At 62.7% G+C, this 22,876-nt stretch carries 18 protein-coding genes and 1 pseudogene; 6 read left to right on the top strand and 13 right to left on the bottom strand.

Translation table 11 applies throughout. The features are described 5' to 3' along the window. Positions 1-6: 6 nt before the first annotated feature. The 12 genes and pseudogenes from glyS to ACIPHM_RS18395 all read right to left on the bottom strand — a co-directional run bounded on the left by glyS (position 7) and on the right by ACIPHM_RS18395 (position 12,750). Positions 7-2,136 carry a glycine--tRNA ligase subunit beta gene (gene glyS / locus ACIPHM_RS18450; protein ID WP_400331209.1) on the bottom strand — a complete coding sequence of 710 codons (2,130 nt, stop codon included), beginning with the start codon at positions 2,134-2,136 and terminating at the stop codon, positions 7-9. Beyond that, positions 2,133-3,083 carry a glycine--tRNA ligase subunit alpha gene (glyQ, locus tag ACIPHM_RS18445; protein WP_400331207.1) on the bottom strand — a complete coding sequence of 317 codons (951 nt, stop codon included), beginning with the start codon at positions 3,081-3,083 and terminating at the stop codon, positions 2,133-2,135. The genes glyS and glyQ overlap by 4 nt, the downstream gene beginning before the upstream one ends. A 230-nt stretch (positions 3,084-3,313) precedes the next feature. Further along, positions 3,314-4,861, bottom strand: coding sequence for an apolipoprotein N-acyltransferase (gene lnt, locus ACIPHM_RS18440; RefSeq protein ID WP_400331478.1), 1,548 nt, complete (start codon positions 4,859-4,861; stop codon positions 3,314-3,316). Positions 4,862-4,887: 26 nt separating this feature from the next. Further along, positions 4,888-5,763 carry an HlyC/CorC family transporter gene (locus ACIPHM_RS18435; RefSeq protein ID WP_400331204.1) on the bottom strand — a complete coding sequence of 292 codons (876 nt, stop codon included), beginning with the start codon at positions 5,761-5,763 and terminating at the stop codon, positions 4,888-4,890. A gap of 204 nt (positions 5,764-5,967) precedes the next feature. Then, positions 5,968-6,654, bottom strand: a complete 687-nt coding sequence (locus ACIPHM_RS18430; protein ID WP_400331202.1) for a gamma-glutamylcyclotransferase — start codon at positions 6,652-6,654, stop codon at positions 5,968-5,970. Between the two features lie 194 nt (positions 6,655-6,848). After that, positions 6,849-7,313, bottom strand: a pseudogene (ybeY, locus tag ACIPHM_RS18425) (rRNA maturation RNase YbeY); the annotation flags it as partial. Then, positions 7,310-8,371, bottom strand: a complete 1,062-nt coding sequence (locus ACIPHM_RS18420; RefSeq protein ID WP_400331200.1) for a PhoH family protein — start codon at positions 8,369-8,371, stop codon at positions 7,310-7,312. The gene ACIPHM_RS18420 and the pseudogene ybeY, both read right to left, overlap by 4 nt. A gap of 100 nt (positions 8,372-8,471) precedes the next feature. Then, positions 8,472-9,815 (bottom strand): tRNA (N6-isopentenyl adenosine(37)-C2)-methylthiotransferase MiaB, encoded by a 1,344-nt coding sequence (miaB, locus tag ACIPHM_RS18415; RefSeq protein ID WP_400331198.1) that lies wholly within the window; start codon positions 9,813-9,815, stop codon positions 8,472-8,474. Positions 9,816-10,038: 223 nt separating this feature from the next. After that, entirely contained in the window at positions 10,039-10,908 is an 870-nt protein-coding gene (locus tag ACIPHM_RS18410; RefSeq protein WP_400331196.1) for a metal ABC transporter solute-binding protein, Zn/Mn family, read from the bottom strand. Positions 10,909-11,009: 101 nt separating this feature from the next. Then, the gene (locus tag ACIPHM_RS18405) at positions 11,010-11,873 is read right to left on the bottom strand and encodes a metal ABC transporter permease (RefSeq protein WP_400331194.1); all 864 of its coding nucleotides are present in this window, start codon (positions 11,871-11,873) and stop codon (positions 11,010-11,012) included. Continuing rightward, the gene (locus ACIPHM_RS18400; protein WP_400331191.1) at positions 11,870-12,631 is read right to left on the bottom strand and encodes a metal ABC transporter ATP-binding protein; all 762 of its coding nucleotides are present in this window, start codon (positions 12,629-12,631) and stop codon (positions 11,870-11,872) included. Before ACIPHM_RS18400 ends, ACIPHM_RS18405 begins: the two co-directional genes overlap by 4 nt. Further along, a complete protein-coding gene (locus ACIPHM_RS18395; protein ID WP_400331188.1) occupies positions 12,628-12,750 on the bottom strand; it encodes a hypothetical protein in 123 nt (40 codons plus the stop codon). The genes ACIPHM_RS18400 and ACIPHM_RS18395 overlap by 4 nt, the downstream gene beginning before the upstream one ends. Before the next feature lie 921 nt (positions 12,751-13,671). On the opposite strand from ACIPHM_RS18395, the gene ACIPHM_RS18390 reads away from it, so the two are divergent. From ACIPHM_RS18390 to ACIPHM_RS18375, 4 genes are read left to right on the top strand one after another with little or no spacing between them, the layout of a single operon-like run. Then, positions 13,672-15,594, top strand: a complete 1,923-nt coding sequence (locus ACIPHM_RS18390) for a PrkA family serine protein kinase (protein WP_400331186.1) — start codon at positions 13,672-13,674, stop codon at positions 15,592-15,594. An 18-nt stretch (positions 15,595-15,612) separates the two neighbouring features. After that, entirely contained in the window at positions 15,613-16,875 is a 1,263-nt protein-coding gene (locus ACIPHM_RS18385; protein ID WP_400331183.1) for a YeaH/YhbH family protein, read from the top strand. Positions 16,876-16,920: 45 nt separating this feature from the next. Beyond that, positions 16,921-18,465: a SpoVR family protein gene (locus ACIPHM_RS18380; protein WP_400331181.1), complete on the top strand. Its 1,545-nt coding sequence runs from the start codon at positions 16,921-16,923 to the stop codon at positions 18,463-18,465. Positions 18,466-18,475: 10 nt separating this feature from the next. Then, the gene (locus ACIPHM_RS18375) at positions 18,476-18,889 is read left to right on the top strand and encodes a VOC family protein (protein ID WP_400331178.1); all 414 of its coding nucleotides are present in this window, start codon (positions 18,476-18,478) and stop codon (positions 18,887-18,889) included. A 15-nt stretch (positions 18,890-18,904) separates the two neighbouring features. Here ACIPHM_RS18375 and ACIPHM_RS18370 read toward each other — a convergent pair whose 3' ends face one another. Further along, entirely contained in the window at positions 18,905-20,272 is a 1,368-nt protein-coding gene (locus ACIPHM_RS18370; protein ID WP_400331175.1) for a diguanylate cyclase domain-containing protein, read from the bottom strand. Positions 20,273-21,174: 902 nt separating this feature from the next. Here ACIPHM_RS18370 and ACIPHM_RS18365 point away from each other — a divergent pair. Together ACIPHM_RS18365 and ACIPHM_RS18360 are read left to right on the top strand one after the other, a co-directional pair. Continuing rightward, positions 21,175-21,909 (top strand): ABC transporter permease, encoded by a 735-nt coding sequence (locus ACIPHM_RS18365; RefSeq protein WP_400331172.1) that lies wholly within the window; start codon positions 21,175-21,177, stop codon positions 21,907-21,909. 20 nt (positions 21,910-21,929) lie between these two features. Continuing rightward, positions 21,930-22,862, top strand: coding sequence for a glycine betaine ABC transporter substrate-binding protein (locus tag ACIPHM_RS18360; protein WP_400331169.1), 933 nt, complete (start codon positions 21,930-21,932; stop codon positions 22,860-22,862). The last annotated feature ends 14 nt before the right edge of the window (positions 22,863-22,876 follow it).

Genomic DNA, 22,876 nt, shown 5'->3' with positions numbered 1-22,876 from the left:
GGAACATCAGGTGGCGAGCTTCGAGAGATCGGCCACGCGGTTCATCTGGAAGTGCAGGTTGTTCAGCAACGTGAGGCGGTTGTTGCGCAGCGCCTCGTCGTCGGCCATCACCATCACGTCGTTGAAGAACGCGTCGACCGCTTCGCGCAGTTCGGCCAGCGCGGAGAGCGCCTGCGCATACTCGCGTGCCTCGAACTTCTGCTGCACGACCGGCGTGACCTTTTCGAGTGCGGTGGCGAGCGCTTTCTCGGCCGGTTCGATCAGCAGCGCGGGCGCAATCGTGCCGTCGCGCGGCGGCGCCGTCTTCTTCAGAATGTTGCCGATACGCTTGTTCGCGGCGGCGAGCGCTTCGGCTTGCGGCAGTGCCGAGAACGCGCGCACGGCGTCCAGACGCTCGATCAGATCGCCCAGATACTCCGGCTGGTCGGCCAGCACGGCTTCGATCTCGTTGGCGGCGTAGCCACGCTCACGCAGATAACCGCGCAGGCGGTCGAGCACGAACTGGTAGACGTCGTTCAGATAAGCGGCGTCCGCCACGCCGGTCGTGAACTGCTGATACGCCACCGTGAGCAGTGCCGGCAGCATCAACGGCAGACGCTTCTCGATGAGCATGCGCACGATACCGAGTGCATGACGACGCAGCGCGAACGGATCCTTCTCGCCCGTCGGTTGCAGGCCGATACCCCAGATGCCGACGAGCGTTTCGAGCTTGTCGGCGAGGGCCACGGCAATGCTGGTGTCGGTGGTCGGCAGGGCGTCGCCAGCGAAACGCGGCTGGTAGTGTTCCGAGCAGGCCAGCGCGACGTCTTCCGGCTCGCCGTCGTGGCGCGCGTAGTACGTCCCCATCGTGCCTTGCAGCTCAGGGAACTCGCCGACCATATCGGTCAGCAAGTCGGCCTTGGCCAACTCGGCGGCGCGCACGGCCAGGTTGGCCCTGGCTTCGCGGGTCGCGGCATCGGCGCGGACTTCCTCGATCGCCTTGGCGATCCCCATCAAACGCTTCGTGCGCTCGAATTGCGAGCCCAGTTTGTTGTGATAGACAACGTTCGCGAGCAGCGGCACGCGCGCTTCGAGTTTCTTCTTCTTGTCCTGCTCGAAGAAGAACTTGGCATCCGCGAGACGCGGGCGCACCACGCGCTCGTTACCCGTCACGATCTGTTCGGGCTTCGCGGTCTCGATATTGGAGACGATCAGGAAGCGGTTCGTCAGACGGCCACCCTCGGCGAGCGGCTTGTCGGTGAGCGCGAAGTACTTCTGGTTCGTCTGCATCGTGAGAATCAGACATTCCTGCGGCACAGCCAGGAATTCCTTCTCGAAATGGCAGCCGTAGATCGCGGGCCATTCGACGAGTGCGGTTACTTCGTCGAGCAGCGAGTCCGGCATCACCACGTGATCGTTGCCGGCGGCGGCGAGCAATTGCGTGCGGATGGCATCGCGACGCCCCGAGAAACTGGCCAGCACTTTGCCTTCGGTTTCCAGCACGGCGGCGTAGGCGTCGGCATTGGCGACGGTGACTTCGCCCGTCGACAGGAAGCGGTGACCCTGCGTTGTGTTACCCGAGGACAGGCCGATGGCCGTGGCGGGCACGAGCGCGTCGCCGTGCAGTGCGATCAGGCCGTGGACCGGGCGCACGAACTGCACCGTCTCGCCGTCCGGGCGCTGATAGCTCATGACCTTCGGAATCGGCAGCTTGCCCAGCGTTTCGTCGAGCGAGGCTTGCAGCGCGTCGGCCAGTTGGGCGCCTGCGGCGGTGTAGGTGTGGAAGAAGGCTTCGGCCTTGCCGTCCATGGCGCGCTCGAGGCTGGCGACCGGCAGGTCGGCAAAGCCCATGGCGGCGAGTTTCTTCGCCAGCGGCGGCGTGGGGTTGCCGTTGGCGTCGAGGGCGACGGACACCGGCAGCACCTTGGCGCGAATGGTCGCGTCCGGGGCGCGCTCGAGCACGTGCGAGATCGTGACGGCCAGACGGCGCGGCGTGGCGTACGGCGTGACGACGCTGGCGTCGGTGGTCAGGCCGCGCGTGCGCAGGCCGTTGGCAATGCCCTCGGCGAACGCGTCGCCCAGACGCGCCAGTGCCTTCGGCGGCAGTTCTTCGGTCAGCAGTTCGACCAGCAGGGTGCGTTGTGCGGTGCTCATCATGCGGGTTGCGTTTGGGCTGATGTTTGGATCGGGGCGGCGGGGGCGTTCAGCATCGGGAAGCCGAGCTTCTCGCGCGAGGCGTAGTAGGCCTGTGCGATCAGGCGCGACAGCGCCCGGATGCGGCCAATATACGCCGCACGTTCGGTCACCGAGATGGCGCCGCGCGCGTCGAGCAGGTTGAAGGTGTGCGCGGCCTTGAGAATCATCTCGTAGGCGGGCAGCGCCAGTTCGGCTTCGATGAGACGCTTCGCTTCGCTCTCGTAGTTGTCGAAGAAGCCGAACAGCATCGGCTGGTTCGAGTGCTCGAAGTTGTACGTCGACTGTTCGACTTCGTTCTGATGGAACACGTCGCCGTAGGTCAGGCGGCGCTTGACCGGGCCGTCAGCCGTTTGCTCTTCCCACTCCGTCCACACGAGGTCGTAGACGTTCTCGACCTGTTGCAGATACATGGCCAGACGCTCGATGCCGTACGTGATTTCGCCAAGCACCGGCTTGCAGTCGAGGCCGCCGACCTGCTGGAAGTAGGTGAACTGCGTCACTTCCATGCCGTTGAGCCACACTTCCCAGCCCAGGCCCCAGGCGCCGAGCGTCGGGTTTTCCCAGTCGTCTTCCACGAAGCGCACGTCGTTTTCGGTCAGGTCGAGACCGAGCGCGCGCAGTGAACCGAGGTACAGGTCGAGAATGTTCTCCGGGGCCGGCTTGAGCACCACCTGGTACTGGTAGTAGTGCTGCATGCGGTTCGGATTCTCACCGTAACGGCCATCCTTGGGACGGCGCGACGGCTGCACATAGGCAGCGCGCCACGGCTCCGGACCGATCGCGCGCAGGAACGTGGCAGTGTGCGAGGTACCGGCGCCGACCTCCATGTCGTAAGGCTGGAGCAACGCACAGCCTTGCTTGTCCCAGTAATCCTGCAACGTCAGGATGACTTGTTGAAAGGTAAGCATGATGAATTCGCGCGGACGAACAGGAAAAAATGCGGATTTTGCGCAGTCTTTTGGCCCGGCCGCGAGCGCGCCCAAAAGACTAAAACGTTGAATTTTAGCGGGAATTCGACCCGAACGGGGCGTTGATGCCCTTGGGGTGGCACGACGGGGGGATTTTCACGTCCCCCCGGTTTCTTCCGTGTGCCGTTTTGACGGGGTCGGCGTCACCCGTCACCCGGCCCGCCTTTGGCTCAGCGTGCCCGGCGCGTCATTGCCAGACCGAGGCCCAGCGCGACGAGCGCCAGCACCAGCGCGGGCACATTGCCGAAGCGCACGTAGGGCGTGAGGCCGGTGTACGGCTGCACGTGCCCCGTGAGGGCGCCGACGGTCATGGCCGGCAGACGCCCCTGCACACGGCCGTGCGCGTCGATGATGGCCGTGGTCCCCGTGTTCGTGGCGCGCAGCATCGGACGCCCCGTCTCCAGCGTGCGCATGCGTGCGATCTGCAAATGCTGGTCGAGCGCAATGGTGTCGCCGAACCAGGCGAGGTTGGTCGAGTTGGCGAGCACCGTGGCGGGCTGCGGCATGCTGCGCAGCGCCTGCGCGATCTCCTCGCCGAACAGATCCTCGTAGCAGATGTCGAGCGCCACACGCTGATCGCGCACCGGGAAACCGGTCGGCGTGGCCGTGCCGCGCAGGAAGTCGCCCAGCGGGATATGCATCATGTCGACGAACCAGCGAAAGCCCCACGGGACGAATTCACCAAAGGGCACGAGATGGTGCTTGTCGTAGCGATAGAGCGTCGGATCGCGCGGCGTCACACCGAACAGGCTGTTGGTGAGGTCGGTGGGGCCGCGCTCGGTGAGCGTGGCGCCCACGGCGCCCAGCACCACGTGCGAGCCGGTGCGGTCCACGAATTCGCGAATCGGCTCGGCGACTTCCGGCGCAATGCCTTGCAGCAGCACCGGGAATGCCGTCTCCGGCGTGATGATGAGATCGGCGGGGGCGGCCACGATCATGTCGCGATAGAGCGCCATCGCGTGCTCGATGCCCGCGCGCTCGAACTTCATGTCCTGCGCCACGTTGCCTTGCAGCAGCCGCACGGTGAGCGGTTTGCCCGAGGGCGTTGTCCATGTGTGACGGGCCAGTCCTGCGCCCGCGCCAAGCAGCGCCAGCACCCCGACGACCGCCGCCAGACGCCGTGTCGCGCGCACCGTCGCCGCGACCGGCAGCACCGCACGCGCGAGCCATGCGGCAGCGAGCGCGGCGAGTCCGCCGATGCCATACACGCCGATGAGCGGTGCAAAGCCGGCGAGCGGGCCGTCGACATGGGCGTAACCGGGCGAGAGCCACGGGAAGCCGGTGAAGACGGTGCCGCGCAGCCATTCGGCGAGTGTCCAGGCGCCCGCGAACGCGAAGACGCGCCACGGGCCGACGACCGGCACCGCACGCGTGACGAACGCCGCCAGCGCCGGATAGATCGCCAGATAGATCGAGAACAGCACGACGGCGGCACCTGCCATGACAGCGGGCATGCCGCCGTAGGTGTGCATGCTGATGTAGAGCCACCAGATGCCGCTCGCGAACGAGGCGACACCGAAGCTGCCGCCGAGCCAAAAGGCGCTGCGACGCGAGGCGCTGCGCTCGACGAGCGCGAACAGTCCCGCCATGGCGAGCAGTTGCAGCCACCAGAGATCGCGCGGGGCGAAGGCCAGCGTTTGCGCAATACCGGCCAGACCGGCGAGCGCACGGGCACGCCAGGCCGGCCACGAGCGCCGCTCGGGCGCGTGGACGGTCATTTCCTGCATGGATCGGATGGGGTTGATTACTCGGGCTGAACGGCAGGTACCGGCTCCACGCGCCGCAACAGCAGCATGTGGACCTGACGGCCGTCGGCGCGCAGCACTTCGAACACGAGATTGCCGATGCGCACACGCTCACCACGGCGCGGCACGCGGCCGAACTGGTGCGTGATCATACCGCCGATCGTGTCGTTCTCGTCATCATGGAACTGCGTGCCGAACGCTTCGTTGAATTGCTCGATTTCCGTGAGCGCACGAATGCGGTACGTGCCGTCGGGCGCGGCGATGATGTTGTCTTCTTCCTCATCGAAGTCGTACTCGTCTTCGATGTCGCCGACGATCTGTTCGAGCACGTCTTCAATCGTGATGAGACCGGCCACGCCGCCGTATTCGTCCACGACGATGGCGATGTGATTGCGATTGACGCGGAAGTCGTGCAGCAGCACGTTCAGACGCTTCGACTCCGGAATGAACACGGCCGGGCGCAGCATGTCGCGCACGTCGAAATCGTGATTGGCGTAGTAACGCAGCAGATCCTTCGCGAGCAGAATGCCGATGATGTTGTCGCGATTGCCCTCGTAGACCGGATAGCGCGAGTGCGCCTGTTCCAGCACGAAGGGGACAAATGCGTCGGGCGTCTGTTCGATGTTGATGGCGTCCATTTGCGCGCGCGGCACCATGATGTCGCGGGCGCACAGATCGGCCACCTGGAATACGCCCTCGATCATCGCCAGAGAATCGGCGTCCATCAGGTTGCGGGCGTGGGCGTCTTGCAGAATTTCGAGCAACTCTGCACGCGACTCCGGTTCCGGGGAAATCAGATCGGTGAGGCGTTCGAGCAGAGAGCGAGGTTTTTCGGGGCTTTTTCGACCGGGTCGACTGGGATAAGGGTCGTTCATGACGGCGCGTCCAAGTTGGGCGGACGCCGAGCTGTTACAGGAACCCCAAGGATACACCAGATGTGCGGCATTCCCGAGGCAGCCCAAGCGCGTAACACCGCTGGCTCGCGGGCCGTGGCCGCCTCGCATGTTTCAGGAGATTTCAAGATGGTTTGACGCCTCGTGCGCGCTGTCCGTCTGCATCCGCTCGCGTCGTCTTTTCCTTTACTTCGCACCGCAGCGGTGCAGCACGGCCTCGAGCGCCGGATCGGGCATGCCCGCTTCGCGCAGCGCCTTGACCGTGCGCGCGACGTAATCGCGCGTGGTGCCATAGCGTCCCTGTGCCTGATCGAAGACCTGACGGATGATGTCGTCGGGCAGGCGTCCGGCGTAGCTCATCGCCTCGCGCCGCATGACGAACGCCAGCCCCGGCTTGGTACGGCCATCCGCCAACTGGCAATTGAGCCATGTCGGGCGATACGACCCCATCGCCATCTCGCGATACCAGAGCGTCTCCAGCTCGGCGCGCGCGTGGGCGGCCGAGAGCCGCATCGCCACGCCCGCGCACGAACCGCCGCGGTCGAGCGCCAGCACGAGTCCCGGTTGCTCCGGTGTGCCGCGGTTCACGCGCGACCACAAATACAGCCCGCGGTGATAGCCGTGCACGCGAGCGCGATGGCTTTCTTCGACGGGCATGCCGGGATTCCAGATGAGCGACCCGTACGCAAAGATCCAGAGATCTTCGCGGCCGTCCCAGTCGACGAGGGCCTTGTCGAGCGATCCGGAGAGTTCTTCCTGCGTCAGATGGCGGGACACGCCGAGGTCCGGCGGGTACCGATGGCATCCGGGACCGCTCGAGACGCTGGTCTGTGCAGTGCCGGGGGCGGTCGGTCGATCGGAGAGACGGTCCATACGTTGTCGGCTCAGGCGCGGCGCGATTTGGCGGTGGCCGGCGCTTTTCGGGGGGAAGGAGGCGCCTTCGCGGCCGGGGCCGGACGGGCGGGCTTGGCACGCGGGGTGGACTTCAGCGTCGCGGGGGCATTTGCGTCATCTACGGCAGCCGTGGCCTTCGCGGCATCAGCGGCTTTCGGCGACTTCTCCGCTGCGTAAGGATCGGCGTAACCGAGACCGGCGAGAATCTCCGTCTCCAGGCTTTCCATTTCCTGCGCTTCGTCGTCTTCCTCGTGATCGTAGCCTTGCGCATGCAGCACGCCGTGCACGATCAGGTGTGCGTAATGCGCTTCGAGCGTGATGTCCTGCTCGTTCGCTTCGCGCTCGACCACGGGGCAGCACAGCACGATGTCGCCCGTCACCGGATCGCTCTCGTCTTGCGCGTAGGCGAACGTCAGCACATTGGTGGCGTAGTCCTTGCCGCGATACCCCCGGTTGAGCGTTTGTCCTTCTTCGGCGTCGACGAAGCGCAGCGTGAGCTCGGCGTCGGCCAGCAGCGCGGCCTGCACCCAACGGCGCACGGCGGTGCGCGAGAGCAACGCCTTGTGCGTGGCGAACGCCGGGCCCGCCACGAACTGGCTCGTCAGCGTGAGCGAGTGACGCGGTGCCCGCTCGCTCATGCCTTGCCTCCGGCCGCGCGAGGGGATTGCGGCGCGCGCACGCGCTGGGGCGCGGGCAGATCCAGTCCGGCTTCGGTGTGCTGCGCGTGCTCGTCGTACGCTTCGACGATGCGCGCGACCAGCGGGTGACGCACCACGTCGACGCTGGTAAAGCGCGTCAGGGCAATGCCGCGAACGTTTTTCAGCACGACTTGCGCTTCCATCAGGCCGCTCTTCTGACCGCGCGGCAGATCGACCTGCGTGGTGTCGCCCGTCACGACAGCCTTGCTGCCGAAGCCGATACGCGTGAGGAACATCTTCATCTGTTCGGGCGTAGTGTTCTGCGCCTCGTCCAGAATGATGAACGCGTGATTGAGCGTGCGCCCGCGCATGTACGCGAGCGGCGCGATCTCGATCATCTGCTTCTCGAAATACTTCTGTGTCTTGTCGAAGCCGAGCAGGTCGTAGAGGGCGTCGTAGAGCGGACGCAGGTACGGATCGACCTTCTGGGCCAGATCGCCGGGCAGGAAGCCCAGACGCTCACCGGCTTCGACCGCGGGGCGCGTGAGCACAATGCGCTTGACCGCGTCGCGCTCCAGCGCGTCGACGGCACAGGCCACGGCGAGATACGTCTTGCCGGTACCGGCCGGGCCGATGCCGAACGTCACATCGTGCGACAGGATCTGCTTGAGGTAGTCGCGCTGTGCGGGCGTGCGGCCATGCAGGTCGCTGCGGCGCGTGTGCAGCACGGGCGAGCCGTCCTGCGTCTCGCCGGCGGCGAATGGGTTGTCGTCGCCATGCCGCACGAGGGGCGCGAGGCCCTGACGCGTCTCAACCAGACCCAACTGGATATCGTCGACGGACAGTGCCTCGGTCGCCCGGTTGTAGAAGCTCTCGAGCGCCTGCGTGGCAACTTCGGCGCTCTTGCCGCGAACGGAGAAGCGATGGCCGCGGCGGGTGATCGAGACGTCGAGCGCCTGTTCGATCTGGCGCAGGTTTTCGTCGAGCGGGCCGCAGAGGTTGGCCAGACGGCGGTTGTCGTCGCGGGGGGCGGTGAATTCTTGGGCGGGTGCTTTCAAGATGATCCGGTCGGTTGCCTGTTCAGGTCATTCGATGGCGTCTCGGAGGCGGCGGGATCGGGGCGCGGCCCCGCCGGTCCGTTCAGGTTCGCTGCTTCATTCAGTGCGTGGCGACCAGTTCGCCGCGCAGCGAGTGCGGGTAGGCGAAGGTGATCACAACATCGGTCATCTGGCCGATCAGGCCCGCGCGTTGTGCTTCGGGTGCCGGGAAGTTGACCACGCGGTTGTTCTCGGTGCGGCCTTGCAGCTCGTTCGGGTCTTTGCGCGACACACCCTCGACGAGAATACGCTGACGCGAGCCGACCATGCTCTGGCTGATGCGCGCGGCGTTCTCCTCGATCACGGCCTGCAAATGCTGTAAACGGCGCAGCTTCACTTCGCGCGGCGTGTCGTCCGGCAGGTTGGCGGCAGGCGTGCCGGGGCGCGGGCTGTAGATGAACGAGAAGCTGGTGTCGTAGCCGATGTCGTGGATCATCGCCATGAGCTTGTCGAAGTCCTCTTGCGTCTCGCCGGGGAAGCCCACGATGAAGTCCGACGACATCGACATCTCCGGGCGCACCTGACGCAGACGCCGGATGATCGACTTGTACTCCAGCACGGTGTAGCCGCGCTTCATGGCCGAGAGTACGCGGTCGGCGCCGTGCTGCACGGGCAGGTGCAGATGGCTCACGAGCTTGGGCACCTTGGCGTACGTGTCGATCAGACGCTGCGTGAATTCCTTCGGATGGCTGGTGGTGTAGCGAATGCGCTCGATACCCGGGACTTCGGCCACGTATTCGATGAGCAGCGCGAAGTCGGCGATTTCGCCGTCGGCCATCAGGCCGCGATAGGCGTTGACGTTCTGGCCCAGCAGCGTGATTTCGCGCACGCCCTGCTCCGCCAGACCGGCGATCTCCGTGAGCACATCTTCGAACGGACGCGAGACTTCGTCGCCACGGGTGTACGGCACCACGCAGTAGCTGCAATATTTTGAGCAGCCTTCCATGATCGACACGAACGCGGTCGCGCCCTCGACCTTGGCCGGCGGGAGGTGATCGAATTTCTCGATTTCCGGGAAGGAGATGTCGACTTGCGAGCGGCCGGTCGAGCGGCGCGCTTCGAGCATTTGCGGCAGACGGTGCAGCGTTTGCGGACCGAACACCACGTCCACGTACGGCGCGCGCTGCACGATGGCGGCACCTTCCTGGCTGGCGACGCAGCCACCAACGCCAATGACCAGGTCCGGCTTGATTTCCTTGAGCGCGCGCATGCGGCCCAGGTCCGAGAACACTTTTTCCTGTGCCTTTTCGCGCACGGAGCAGGTGTTGAACAGGATGACGTCTGCGTCTTCGGGAGTGTCGGTCTTCTCGAGACCTTCGGCTGCGCCGAGCACGTCCGCCATCTTGTCGGAGTCGTACTCGTTCATCTGACAGCCGAACGTCTTGATGTAAATCTTCTTAGCCATTGAGTGTGCGCCGTTCGCAGTGATTAACCTGGGGGCGTCCGTAATAATGAATGAGTGAATTCAGGGAGGTTTCTGGGGTTCAGTATCCGGCCGCACGAGAAAGGGGCGGCCCAAACGCAAAAGCCGGCATGGCCGGCCTGTCCGGACCTCCGTAGCGGGGCCGGTGTGTGGTGCACGCATTATACCGCGTGCACCGAGGGGGAGCGCGGGAGCCTGAGCGCGATCAGCGGTTGTCCTTCATCGCGGCGGCAATGGCGCGGATGTTGTGTTGGAACAGCTGGAGGTAGGTCGTGGCTTCCGGATTCTGCGACAGGGCGTCGGAGTAGAGCTTGCCGTCGACGGTCACCTTGGCGTCGTGGGCGATGCGCTGCACCAGACGTGGGTTGGAGATGTTCTCCATGAACACCGCCTTGATGCCCGTGCGACGGATCACACGAATCAGATTCGCCACATCCTTGGCGCTGGCTTCGCTCTCCGTGGACACGCCTTCCGGGGCGAGGAACCTGATGTCGAAGCGCTGGCCGAGATAGCCGAAGGCGTCATGCGAGGTCAGCACGACACGGCGCGACTGCGGGATCGGGGCGAGCTGCTTGTTGGCCCAGACGATCAGGTCGTCCAGCGCGCCGCGATAGTTCCTGGCGCGCTCGGCATAGTAGCTGGCGCCGGCCGGATCGGCTTGCGACAGTGCGGCGGCAATGTTGTCCACCATCGTCTTCACACGCTCGGGGTCCTGGAACATGTGCGGATCGGTCACGGTCTTGCCGTCGTCGACCATCGTGCGGGGCTTGAGACCCTTCGTGACCGTGACGAGCGTGCCGGGGTAGTGGCTCGACTTCATCAGGCGCGGCAGCCAGCCTTCGAAGCCCAGACCGTTCACGAAGAAGAGTTTGGTGCTCGAGAGCTTGGCGACGTCTGCCGGCGTGGGTTCATAAGTGTGCGTGTCCTGATCCGGACCGACGAGCGTGGTGACGTCGACCCGGTCGCCGCCGACCACCTTCACGATGTCGGACAGAATGCTGAAGCTCACGCCCACGGGCAGGCGCGTGTCCTGCGCGCGTGCCGGGCTGGCGACCGCCAGCGCCAAGGCAAACATTGCGGTGAATAATCCTGCGCCACGCCACACGGTGCGGCCCCACGACTGGCGGCCCCACGAATCACGGCGCCATTTAACCGATCCGAACATGTCTTCCTCTCTTAAAGCGCCGGTGCCTTCGCAGCGTTGGCGTTGCCCGGCGAAACAAGCAGCGCGCCCAGATAGGCGACGCCTGCCGTCAAAACGATGGCCGGCCCGGATGGGCAAGCCAGATAATACGAAATCAGCAGCCCGATCACGCTCGACGCGCTTGCCACCACCCACGCGGTGAGCAGCATGCCCGGCAGCGTACGGGCGAGGAGCCGGGCAGTGGCCGCCGGCAACATCATCAGCCCCACGGCCATGAGCGTGCCCATCGCCTGGAACCCTGCAACGAGGTTCATGACCGTCAGCACGGTGAAGCCCAGGTGGTAGCGCATCACGCCCTTGCCCTGACCGTGGCCGAGGAACGTCGGGTCGGCGCTGTCGAGCACCAGTCCGCGGTAATGCCAGCCGAACCACAGCAGCGTGACCGTGGTGATGCCGGCCACGAGGATCAGCGACGGATCGTCCACCGCGAGCACCGAGCCGAACAGCAGATTCATCAGATCGACGCTGTTGCCCCACTTCGAGACGATGACCACGCCGCCCGCGAGCGCCAGCAAATAGAAGCCGGCGAACGACGCGCCTTCGTCCAGCCGCGTGCGGCGGCTCGACAGCCCGGCGAGCAGGGCGACGAGCAGGCCGGCCACCATGCCGCCTCCCGCCATCCACGGCAACGACAGGCCGCCGATGAGATAGCCGACGGCCGCCCCTGGCAGCACTGCGTGCGAGAGCGAATCGCCCATCAGGCTCATGCGGCGCAGCAGCAGGAACACGCCCACCGGGGTGCAGCCGAGCGCCAGCGCCAGACTGCCGACCAGGGCGTGCCGCATGAAATCGAATTCCCAGAACGGGCCGACGATAAGGTTCAGCAAAGCACTCACCGATGGCCTCCCGGCGTGGGCGCTCCCGGATTCGCAGCGAAAGCGGTATAGCCGCCCGCGCCCGACAGGCCGGTATGCGTGCCGCCGATCGCACTGTCGGCGCTCGGGAATCCGCCATGCAGACATGAGGACGGCGTGCCCGACGCCACCAGCCGGCCCGCCATGACGGCGACGTGCGCGAAGCGCTCAAGTACCAGCGGCAGATCATGGAGTACGGTCACGACGGTGCGACCCTCGTTGCGCCATTGATCCAGCAATGCCAGCAACAGTTCCGCCGAGGGCACGTCGATGCCGGTGAGTGGTTCGTCCAGTAAAACGATCGGAGCGTCTTCGACAATCAGGCGCGCGAAGCGGGCGCGCTGCCATTGACCGCCGGACAAGACTTCCAGCGCCTGCGCACGCTTCTCGGCGAGGCCGACGCGGGTGAGGGCATCGAGTGCGCGGTCGAATTCTTCGCGCGCAAGGCGACGAGCGTCGCCGGTGCGCCGCCAGGTGCCGGTCAGCACATACTCTTCGACGCACATCGGGAAACGATGATCGGTTTCGGGGCGCTGCGACAGATAGGCCACCGGCCCGTCGCAGACGATTTTGCCCGTCGAGGCCTTTTGCAGCCCCGCAAGCGCGCGCAGGAGGGTGGTCTTGCCGCCGCCATTGGGGCCGACGACCGCCGAGAGCACGCCGGGCGCGAACGTGGCGCTCACACCCTCCAGCGCCATATTCGGTCCGAACCGGACCGAGAGATTCTGGCAACCGATCACGAGGCCACCCCTTTGAGCGCCCAGAAGACGAGCGCCCACAGCGGTACGAGCACGAGCAGTGTGAGTGCTGTGCGTTCCCAGCCTGCGAGACGGTAGAGCCAAACGGAGAAACGAATCATGGACGAGTTGGGCTATGCCCGGACACAGTTTGCAACTGTGTAATAAATGCAACAAAGTTGCATTATTGCATGAAACCGTCGGCGGGTGCGGCCGGGCGGCGCTGCGCCGAGTCACAAGGCGTTACACAACGCGTTACATATCCGCGCAGCAGATTTTGGTGAACCGGCGTAACATGTTTTCACGCCCGGTCGTCTGGCACGCTGTTCGCTTCATTCCAGAGATCGGCAATATGCAAGGAGGAGGTTAGCCCGTTCAGACATCCTGCCCTCGTCGACTTTCCGCACGTGACACGCATGCGCCGGCGCATGCCGATCGCACGACCTTCGCGACTTTGCGCAGTCGCGACGCCTCGATAGGAAAGCGCCCATCTCGCGCCCACGTCTTCGCCTTCGTCGACGTCGTTGGGCCGCCCACTTTTTTTCCTGAGAATACTGCACGGTGTGCGTCGAAAAATTGTGTGAAATTTCCCTTAATGAATAGGATTCCTTAATAAATGAGGGGGGTAGATAAACGTGATTGAATGCAGGCAAACCCGAGTGCGCTGTGCGTGACGTCATGCCGGGAAAATCGCTCGATTATTGACATGAATCGCCTGACGTGCGCAATGCGTAGAGCGTGTGGAAACCCTTGTGGAATGCGGGTTATCGAGAATGCTTAGCGCTGCGGAAAATATCTAGCGACAGTTTTTTTGTTTGTGCATATGATGAGTTAACGGTTGCAATTTTCACTGACAAGTTTAAAGTCAACCTAAACCGATTTTGAGTCGTTCATGTAAGGGAGGGGACAGTGCGAAAGGTTTCGCGTCAGTCGCTCCGGCATGCAGTGAGCCAGGTCGAAACCATTGCGCAGTCTTCCGGGTCTTAGGCAACAGAGCGGGCATCGCATTGCGGTGTTTTCCGATGAAGCGGGGGGTGAGGCATATGGATATTTTCAGCCACTACACGACACGTTTCGAAGCACGCAGGGAAGAGGAATACAGCATCCAGGAATATCTGGAGATCTGTAAGAAGGATTCGACTGCGTATGCATCGGCAGCCGAGCGCATGTTGCGCGCGATCGGTGAGCCTGAGCTTATCGACACGCATCACGACCCGCGACTCTCGCGGCTGTTCTCCAATAAGATCATCAAGATCTATCCTGCCTTCCGTGACTTCTACGGCATGGAAGACACGATCGAGCAGATCGTCTCGTTCTTCAAGCACGCGGCGCAGGGTCTCGAAGAGCGCAAACAGATCCTGTATCTGCTCGGGCCCCCGGGCGGCGGCAAGTCGTCGCTGGCCGAGAAGCTCAAGATATTGATGGAAGACGTCCCCATCTATTGCCTGAAGGGATCGCCGGTGCACGAGTCGCCTCTGGGCCTGTTCTCCTCGGAGGAAGACGGCAAGATTCTGGAAGAGGACTTCGGCATTCCGCTGCGGTATCTCAATACGATTCCGTCGCCGTGGGCCACCAAACGTCTGAATGAATTCAACGGCGATATCACCAAGTTCCGTGTGGTGAAAGTGCGGCCATCGGTGCTGCAACAGATCGCTATCGCCAAGACCGAGCCGGGGGACGAGAACAATCAGGACATTTCGTCGCTCGTCGGCAAGGTCGATATCCGCAAGCTCGAGGAATATCCGCAGGACGACCCGGACGCCTACTCCTACTCCGGTGGCCTGTGCCTGGCCAACCGCGGCCTGCTCGAATTCGTGGAAATGTTCAAGGCGCCGATCAAGGTGCTCCACCCGTTGCTGACCGCCACGCAGGAAGGCAACTACAAGGGCACGGAAGGGTTTGGTGCGATTCCGTTCGACGGTATCGTGCTCGCCCACTCGAACGAGGCGGAGTGGCAGAGTTTCAAGGGCAACCGTAACAACGAGGCTTTCCTCGATCGTATCTATATCGTGAAGGTGCCGTACTGCCTGCGCGTGACCGACGAGGTGAAGATCTACGAGAAGCTCGTGAAGAACAGCTCGCTCGCCAACGCGCCGCGCGCGCCGAACGTGCTCAAGATGCTCGCTCAGTTCGCGGTGCTCACGCGTCTGAAAGAGCCCGAGAATTCCAACATCTTCTCGAAGGTGCGTGTCTACGACGGTGAAAACCTCAAAGACATCGACCCGAAGGCCAAGTCGTACCAGGAGTATCGCGACTACGCCGGGGTGGACGAAGGGATGACGGGCATGTCCACGCGTTTCGCCTTCAAGGTGCTCTCGAAGGTCTTCAACTTCGACAACACCGAAGTGGCGGCCAACCCGGTGCACATGCTGTATGTGCTCGAACAACAGATCGAGCGCGAACAGTATGCGGGTGAAGTCGAGAAACGCTATCTCGCCTACATCAAGGAGTATCTGACCGCGCCGTTCGTGGAGTTCATCGGCAAGGAGATTCAGACCGCTTACCTCGAATCGTATTCGGAGTACGGTCAGAACATCTTCGATCGCTACGTGAACTTTGCGGATCTCTGGATTCAGGATCAGGAGTATCGCGATCCGAATACCGGTGAGATTCTCGATCGCACGGCGCTCAACGACGAACTGGAGAAAGTCGAAAAGCCGGCCGGGATCACCAACCCGAAGGACTTCCGCAACGAGATCGTCAACTTCGTTCTGCGCGCGCGCGCCAACAACGCGGGCAAGAATCCGCTCTGGACGAGTTACGAGAAGCTGCGTGCGGTCATTGAGAAGCGCATGTTCTCGACCACCGAGGATTTGTTGCCGGTGATTTCGTTTAACGCGAAGTCGTCCAAGGAGGATCAGGAAAAGCACGCCAACTTCGTCAACCGTATGGTGGAAAAGGGCTATACCCCGAAGCAGGTTCGCCTGCTTGTGGAATGGTATCTGCGCGTGCGCAAATCCTCGTAGCAACCAATCGGGGCCACTATGTCAGCAATCATCGACAGACGGCAAAACGGCAAGAACAAAAGCGCCATCAATCAGCAGCGTTTCATCAAACGCTATCGCGATCAGATTCGTCGCGCGGTAGCGAAGGCAGTGGCTGGGCGCAAGATTACCGATATCGATGGCAGCGGACAGGTCTCGATCCCGGTCAAGGACATTTCGGAGCCGTTGTTCCACCACGGGCCCGGCGGGCGGCGGGAGATGATTCATCCCGGCAATCGCGAGTTCGTGGTGGGCGACAACTTCGAGCGTCCGCCATCGGGGTCTGGCGGCGGCGGAAGCCGCGCCAGCGACTCGGGAGAGGGCGAGGACGATTTCGTCTTCAACCTCTCGCGCGAGGAATTCCTGAAGTTCTTCTTCGAGGACATGGCGCTGCCGGACCTCGCCAAACGTCGTCTCGCGCAGATTCCCGAGTTCCGCAAGGTTCGTGCGGGCTATTCGATCGACGGCACACCGTCGAACCTCAACGTCATTCGCACGATGCGCAGCTCGCTGGGCCGGCGCATCGCACTCACGGCCCCGTATCGCAAGCAATTGCGCGAGCTCGAAGCGGAGTATGAGGACCTCGTCTCGCGTGAGGGCGATACGTCCCCGCGTGCGCTGGCGCTCGCCCATGAGATCACGCATCTTCGTACGCGCGTCGAAGCGATTCCGTACATCGAGAAGCTCGATCTGCGGTATTCGAACCGGATCATGCAGCCGCGCCCGCAAGCGCAGGCCGTCATGTTCTGTCTGATGGACGTCTCCGGGTCGATGGACCAGAGCCGCAAGGATCTCGCCAAGCGCTTCTTCATGCTGCTCTACCTCTTCCTGCGGCATAACTACGAGCGTATCGATCTGGTGCTCATCCGCCATCACACCACGGCGAAGGAAGTCAACGAAGACGACTTCTTCTACGCCCGCGAATCCGGCGGTACGGTGGTCTCCAGTGCGCTTAAGCTGATGAGCGAAATCATTGCGGATCGTTACTCGCCGAGCGACTGGAACATCTACGGGGCGCAGGTCTCCGACGGCGACAACTGGGACGGCGATTCGCCCATTTGCCGCGATATTCTGATGCAGTCGATCATGCCGGCCGTGCAGTACTTCGCGTATGTGGAGGTCGCGAGCGCCGAGCCGCAGAACCTGTGGAACGAATACCTGTCGGTCAAGCAGCAGCATCCGAATTTCGCGATGCAACGCATCATGGAAGCGGCCGAGATCTATCCGGTGCTGCACGACCTGTTCAAGAAGAAGGCGGCCTGAAACGGTCCCGCGTCGATACCCCAACGAGGGCAACGAGGACGCATCATGGCGTATATATCCACCGGATCGGAATGGACCTTCGAACTGATTCAGCGCTATGAGCATGAGATCGCGCGCATTGCCGCGAACTTCAAGCTCGATACGTACCCGAATCAGATCGAGATCATCACCGCCGAGCAAATGCTCGACGCTTATGCGACCGTCGGCTTGCCCATCGGCTATCACCACTGGTCGTATGGCAAGCACTTCCTGTCGTCCGAGCGCGGTTACAAGCGCGGGCAGATGGGGCTCGCTTACGAGATCGTCATCAATTCGAACCCCTGCATCGCCTATCTGATGGAGGAAAACAGCATGACCATGCAGGCGTTGACCATCGCGCACGCCAGCTACGGTCACAACTCGTTCTTCAAGGGGAATTACCTCTTTCGCACGTGGACCAGCGCTGACGCCATCGTCGATTACCTGCTGTTCGCGCGCAACTACATCACCGAGTGCGAGCAACGCTACGGCGAGCAGTCCGTGGAGTTGCTGCTCGACTCCTGCCACGCGCTCATGAACTACGGCGTGGATCGCTACAAGCGACCCAAGCGGCTGTCGCTCGCGCAGGAGCAGGCGCGCCAGAAAGAGCGCGAGAACTATCTGCAATTGCAGATCAACGACCTGTGGCGCACGTTGCCGCATCATGCACTGCATGACGACGACGAGGACGACGGGCTCGATCCCACCGACTCGGACGAACCGCCGTTCCCGGGCGAGCCGCAGGAGAACCTGCTGTACTTCTTCGAGAAGAACGCCCCGAAGCTGGCGCCCTGGCAGCGCGAGATCGTGCGGATCGTGCGCAAGCTCGCTCAGTACTTCTATCCGCAGCGTCAGACCAAGGTGATGAACGAAGGCTGGGCGACGTTCTGGCACTACACGATTCTTCAGCAGCTCTACAAGGAGAAGCTCGTCAACGACGCCTTCATGATGGAGTTCCTGCACGCGCATACGAACGTGGTGTATCAACCGTCGTTCGACAGTCCGTATTACAGCGGTCTGAATCCGTATGCGCTGGGCTTCGCGATGTTCCAGGACATTCGCCGCATGTGCGAGGCGCCCACGGAGGAAGATCGCCACTGGGCACCGGATATCGCGGGCACCGACTGGATCAAGACGCTCGACTTTGCCATGCGCAACTTCAAGGACGAGAGCTTCATCCAGCAATTCCTCTCACCCAAGGTCATCCGCGATCTGAAACTGTTCGCTGTGCTCGACGACGACCGTGACAGCCGTTTGCGTGTCACCGCCATCCACAACGACACCGGCTATCGCGAGATTCGCGAGATGCTCGCGCAGCAGTACAACCTCAGTCAGCTCGAACCCAATATTCAAGTCGCGCATGTGGACCTGCACGGCGACCGTTCGCTCACGCTGCGTCACGTGCAAAGCGAGCGCAAGCCGCTCGACGACAGCTTCGAGGAGGTGCTCAAGCACGTGGCGCGTCTGTGGGGATTCACGGTGCGGCTGGAGACGGTATTCGAAGACGGCCGCAGCGAGGTGACGCACGAGACCAAGGTCGAGAAACGGCGGCGCTATGCGCTGAGTGCCTGACGGGCGCGCGATGAAGATCCCCTTCGTCGCGCTCGATCATGTGGTGTTGCGCACCTGCGATGTGGCCAGATTGCAGCACTTCTATATCGACGTGCTGGGCTGCACGCTGGAAAAGGTGCAGGCGGACATCGGGCTGGTGCAACTGCGCGCGGGCGACGCCCTGATCGATCTGGTCGACGTTGCCGGCGCGATAGGCCGACAGGGCGGCGCGGCCCCCGGCCCCGAAGGCCGCAATCTCGATCACTTCTGCCTGCGCGTCGAACCGTTCGACGACGAGGCTATCCGCAAGGGGCTGGCCTCGCATGGTGTGACGTTGGGAGAGGTGGTGCAGCGCTACGGCGCGCACGGCGAAGGGCCGTCGTGTTATCTCAACGATCCGGATGGTAATACCGTCGAATTGAAGGGGCCGCCGTCGCGCGCTTGACGATGGGTGGCAACCTTACGCCGCTATCTGCCCCAGCACGCTCTGATCGCGTCCCTTGTGCTTGGCCTGATAGAGCGCCTTGTCTGCGCGGTCGAGCATCGCGCTGATGACGAGCGGCTCGCCCGGCTGCCACGACGCAATGCCCACGCTGATCGTGATGGCCTCGCCTTCGTCGCGCGCCGCTTGAGGCAGCAGATCCGAACTGGCGTGCTTGACCGATTCGCGAATGCGGTCGGCCACACGAAGCGCGGCGTGCTGATCGATCTCCGGCAGTACCACTGCGAACTCCTCTCCGCCCAGGCGCACCGCAAAGTCGCTCGGCAACCGAATGCAATGCTGAATCGTGGTGGCGATGCGTTGCAGCACGGCGTCGCCGAACGGATGTCCGTAGCGATCGTTCACCTGCTTGAAGAAGTCGATGTCGATCAGCAGCACCGACAGCGGAATCGCGCGTTGTTGCACGCGCTCGGCAACCAGGCGAATGCGGTTGTCGAAGTAACGGCGGTTGTAGATGTGCGTGAGCGGATCGATGAAGACCTTCTCCACCAGATCCGTGTTCGTGAGCGCGAGCGACTGATATTGGCGGGTGATTTCCCAAACGAGGGCGAGTGTCGCCACGCCGGGTGACGCCAGCGCGAGCAGACGCGCGGCATACCATTGATAAGACGCTTCGCTCGGCGCGGTCAGCGAAAGCAGCAACTGGCACAGCGAGATGGTGACGACGACCCACACGAGCAGGAACAGCTTGTGCGACAAGCGCGTAACCGCCGCGACGCGCCACCACAGCGCCAGATAGGCGACGAACAGCGCACCGAGCGCAAGCGTTTCGACGTCGATGCCACCGGCCAGATGGGGCGTGACCAGCGTACGTCCTGCGCCAACCACCGACAGCGAAACCGTCGCCCAGATGATGAGCACCGTGGCGCCGTAGCGTGCGGCTTCCGGATAGCCGGGGCGCGTATGCGGATCGCTACGCGTGCGCGAATAGCTGCGCACGCTCAACATCACATACGCGGCGAAGCTCGCCTCCGCAACGAGCCAGAGCCAGAACGGCGCGCGAGTGATGTGGGTCGAGATGCCCGCGAGCTGATTCGCGAGCAGCACGCCCTCGGTGAACATGAACAGCCCGCGCAGTAAAAATGCACAGCCGAATTGCGCGAAATAACGTTTGCCGTTGTAGAGGTACTGAACGCCGAGCAGACACGCTGTCGACAGATTGAGAATGCCGCCAGCCGAGACGAGAAAGAAGGTGAGTAACGGATTCACCGCGCCTTCGAGCGTGCGTGCAAGAAATCCCGCGAGTGTGAGCGCGGCGCACGCAGTCAGGATCGTGGTCGCGGCAACGCGATTGCCCTGTTCGGTACGGCTGATGGTACTTTTCATAGTTGTTATTCGCCATTCAACGACCTCGTGCCGGCGCACGATCGCTTTTCCTACCGTTCAATCATCGCACCCGCAAATGGCCGTCAGGTCATGGCCTGACGTTACCGTCGCGTTTCCCCGATTCTGCGCTAAATGATTGAAAACTAAGATAAACCTCGGAGAATACACGAGTTTCCCCGGGTTGGCACCCGTTTACGGGGCGGCCCTCTAAATTCGCGTTTGACCCCAGTGAACATGCGGATTTCGGACGGGTGACGCGCGGCACCGGCGGTCTCGAAACGCGTTTCGCGTGTCCCGGAAAATAATTCGGTGCGGCACATCGGTCCGCTATGCGGAACATCGGGATGACGGATTTCGGGACGCGGTAAATCTCTCGGTCTTGCCTCGTGGGCTTTCCTTCCGTCACCCCAGTAATGACGGGGGATTACAGCGCGCGCAATTAATTCGTTATCCGATTCATATGAAAAATATGCCGTGTAATTGCGTGTAAATATGCAGGATTCATCACTAAAAACATGCTACGGGTTGGCATCGACGCACTATCTGTACTAGAATAAAAAAAGCCAATCGCTGCGGTTGGCCCATAGAATCAGAAGCGTTGCCGGTGTTCCTCGTTGCGCCGGCGTTCGTTCCATCAAGCAATGAGTTCGTGCAGTAAAACATTCGCGCGCTTTCAATAAGCGTGCACCGAGAGGCCCAGGCGCCCACGGCGTCGAAAGCTCGTCTCTCATGTCGCATTCCGCGACGCCTTGTTCGTGACCGTCGTCTTCCACAGACCTTCGGATCGAACACATCACAATTCGCAAGGCAGCTAACAGTTGTCATGCTTGTTTGACCGCGTTGTCACGCGGGGTGATTGCTATTGCCTCGCGCGCAGCGCTGCCAACCCATTCAAAGGGAGCATGAACGTGGCGAAGCAGTATCGCATTCTCTATCTGGCCGGCTTCGGACTGCTCGGTGTTGCCGCCGCAGTCACTGGTCTGGTGTATTGGCTGGGCGTGGACTCGCTCGTCAAGTACCGGGGCGACCTGGTGTATTACACCCAACAGCACCTCAAGCTCGTGGCGATATCGATGGCACTGGCTATCGTGGTCGGCGTGCCCGCAGGCGTGCTGATCTCGCGGCCGATGTTCGAGAAACACGCCGAACGCGCCGTGCAGGTGTTCAACATCGGCAACACACTGCCGTCGCTCGCCGTGTTGGCGTTGTCGATGGCCGTGCTCGGTATTGGCGACCGCCCGGCGATTCTGGCGCTGTGGCTCGCGTCGCTGCTGCCCATCGTGCGTAATGCGTACGAAGGGTTGCGGCAGGTACCGCCCGCCTTGCGGGAATCGGCGCGCGGCATGGGCATGACGCCCGCGCAGGTGTTGTTTCGCGTCGACCTGCCCAACGCCATGCCGGTCATCATCGGCGGCGTTCGCACCGCGCTCGCGATCAACGTCGGCACTGCGCCGCTCGCATTCCTGATCGGCGCGGACAGTCTGGGACAACTGATTTTCCCGGGCATCTATCTGAACGACCAGACCAAGCTGCTTCTCGGCGCTGCCGGGACTGCGCTGCTCGCGCTCGTGCTCGACGGCATCGTCGCATTCACAAGCGGGCTCTGGTTCGCACGTCACGGCGCCACGACGCGCTAAGACAAAGGAGACCCACACGTATGCAAGTTTCATTATTCCGTACGCTGGCCGCCGTCATGCCGCGCTGGATGCGTCTGCTCGGTGCTGCCGCACTCGTGCTGGGCGTGATGGCGACGAGCATGGCGTCGCAAGCCGCCACGCTCACCATTGGCGGCAAGAACTTCACCGAGCAACTGATTCTCTCCGAGATGACGGCGCAGTACCTGCGCAGCAAAGGGTACGACGTCGAACTCAAGAATGGCCTGGGCAGCGTGGTCATGCGTCAGGGCATGCAGAGCAATCAGCTCGACATCGTCTGGGAGTACACGGGCACGGCGCTGATCGTCTACAACAAGATCACCGAGAAGCTCGACCCGCAGCAGACCTACGAGCGCGTGAAGGATCTCGATAGCAAGATCGGTCTCGTCTGGCTCAATCCGGCTGCGCTCAACAACACGTATGCGTTTGCCATGCCGGGCAAGCTGGCGCGCGAAGAAGGCATCGAGACCGTCTCGCAGCTCATCGAAAAATTCCGCTCGAATCCGAAGATGCAGTTCGCATTCGACATGGAGTTCGTTGGCCGCTCGGACGGCCTCGAGCCGATGGAGCAGCTCTATGACTTCCATCTCGAGCGTCGCAACATCAAGCAGATGGACCCGGGCCTCGTCTATACGGCGCTCAGGAACGAGCAGATCGACGCCGGTCTCGTCTACACGAGCGATGGCCGCAACAAAGGCTTCGACCTGAAGGTGCTGGCCGACGACAAGGGTTTCTTCCCGGCTTACGCGGCCACGCCCGTGGTGCGCAAGGAAATCCTCGACGCCAATCCCAAGCTCGCCGACGAACTCAACACGCTGTCCGCGAAGATCAACGACGAAAACATGCGCGACATGAACGCGAAGGTCGACATCGATCATCGTGCCGTATCGCGTGTGGCGAGCGACTTCCTCAAGCAGGAAGGGCTGGTGCAGTGACGGCGAAAGCACGT

It is taken from the genome of Pandoraea sp. NPDC087047 (genome assembly GCF_044745225.1).
Classification (GTDB): domain Bacteria; phylum Pseudomonadota; class Gammaproteobacteria; order Burkholderiales; family Burkholderiaceae; genus Pandoraea.
The sequence above is the reverse complement of the archived record's forward strand: the minus strand, read 5'-3'. Positions and strand labels throughout refer to the sequence as shown.

Excerpts from the sequence above, each read along its gene's own strand:
- ACIPHM_RS18430 (WP_400331202.1), bottom strand. The coding sequence starts at position 6,654 with ATGGACCGTCTCTCCGATCGACCGACCGCCCCCGGCACTGCACAGACC.
- glyS (WP_400331209.1), bottom strand. The coding sequence starts at position 2,136 with ATGATGAGCACCGCACAACGCACCCTGCTGGTCGAACTGCTGACCGAA.
- ACIPHM_RS18395 (WP_400331188.1), bottom strand. The coding sequence starts at position 12,750 with ATGATTCGTTTCTCCGTTTGGCTCTACCGTCTCGCAGGCTGGGAACGC.
- glyQ (WP_400331207.1), bottom strand. The coding sequence starts at position 3,083 with ATGCTTACCTTTCAACAAGTCATCCTGACGTTGCAGGATTACTGGGAC.
- miaB (WP_400331198.1), bottom strand. The coding sequence starts at position 9,815 with ATGGCTAAGAAGATTTACATCAAGACGTTCGGCTGTCAGATGAACGAG.
- lnt (WP_400331478.1), bottom strand. The coding sequence starts at position 4,861 with ATGACCGTCCACGCGCCCGAGCGGCGCTCGTGGCCGGCCTGGCGTGCC.
- ACIPHM_RS18375 (WP_400331178.1), top strand. The coding sequence starts at position 18,476 with ATGAAGATCCCCTTCGTCGCGCTCGATCATGTGGTGTTGCGCACCTGC.
- ACIPHM_RS18370 (WP_400331175.1), bottom strand. The coding sequence starts at position 20,272 with ATGAAAAGTACCATCAGCCGTACCGAACAGGGCAATCGCGTTGCCGCG.
- ACIPHM_RS18435 (WP_400331204.1), bottom strand. The coding sequence starts at position 5,763 with ATGAACGACCCTTATCCCAGTCGACCCGGTCGAAAAAGCCCCGAAAAA.
- ACIPHM_RS18390 (WP_400331186.1), top strand. The coding sequence starts at position 13,672 with ATGGATATTTTCAGCCACTACACGACACGTTTCGAAGCACGCAGGGAA.
- ACIPHM_RS18365 (WP_400331172.1), top strand. The coding sequence starts at position 21,175 with ATGAACGTGGCGAAGCAGTATCGCATTCTCTATCTGGCCGGCTTCGGA.
- ACIPHM_RS18380 (WP_400331181.1), top strand. The coding sequence starts at position 16,921 with ATGGCGTATATATCCACCGGATCGGAATGGACCTTCGAACTGATTCAG.
- ACIPHM_RS18410 (WP_400331196.1), bottom strand. The coding sequence starts at position 10,908 with ATGTTTGCCTTGGCGCTGGCGGTCGCCAGCCCGGCACGCGCGCAGGAC.
- ACIPHM_RS18385 (WP_400331183.1), top strand. The coding sequence starts at position 15,613 with ATGTCAGCAATCATCGACAGACGGCAAAACGGCAAGAACAAAAGCGCC.
- ACIPHM_RS18360 (WP_400331169.1), top strand. The coding sequence starts at position 21,930 with ATGCAAGTTTCATTATTCCGTACGCTGGCCGCCGTCATGCCGCGCTGG.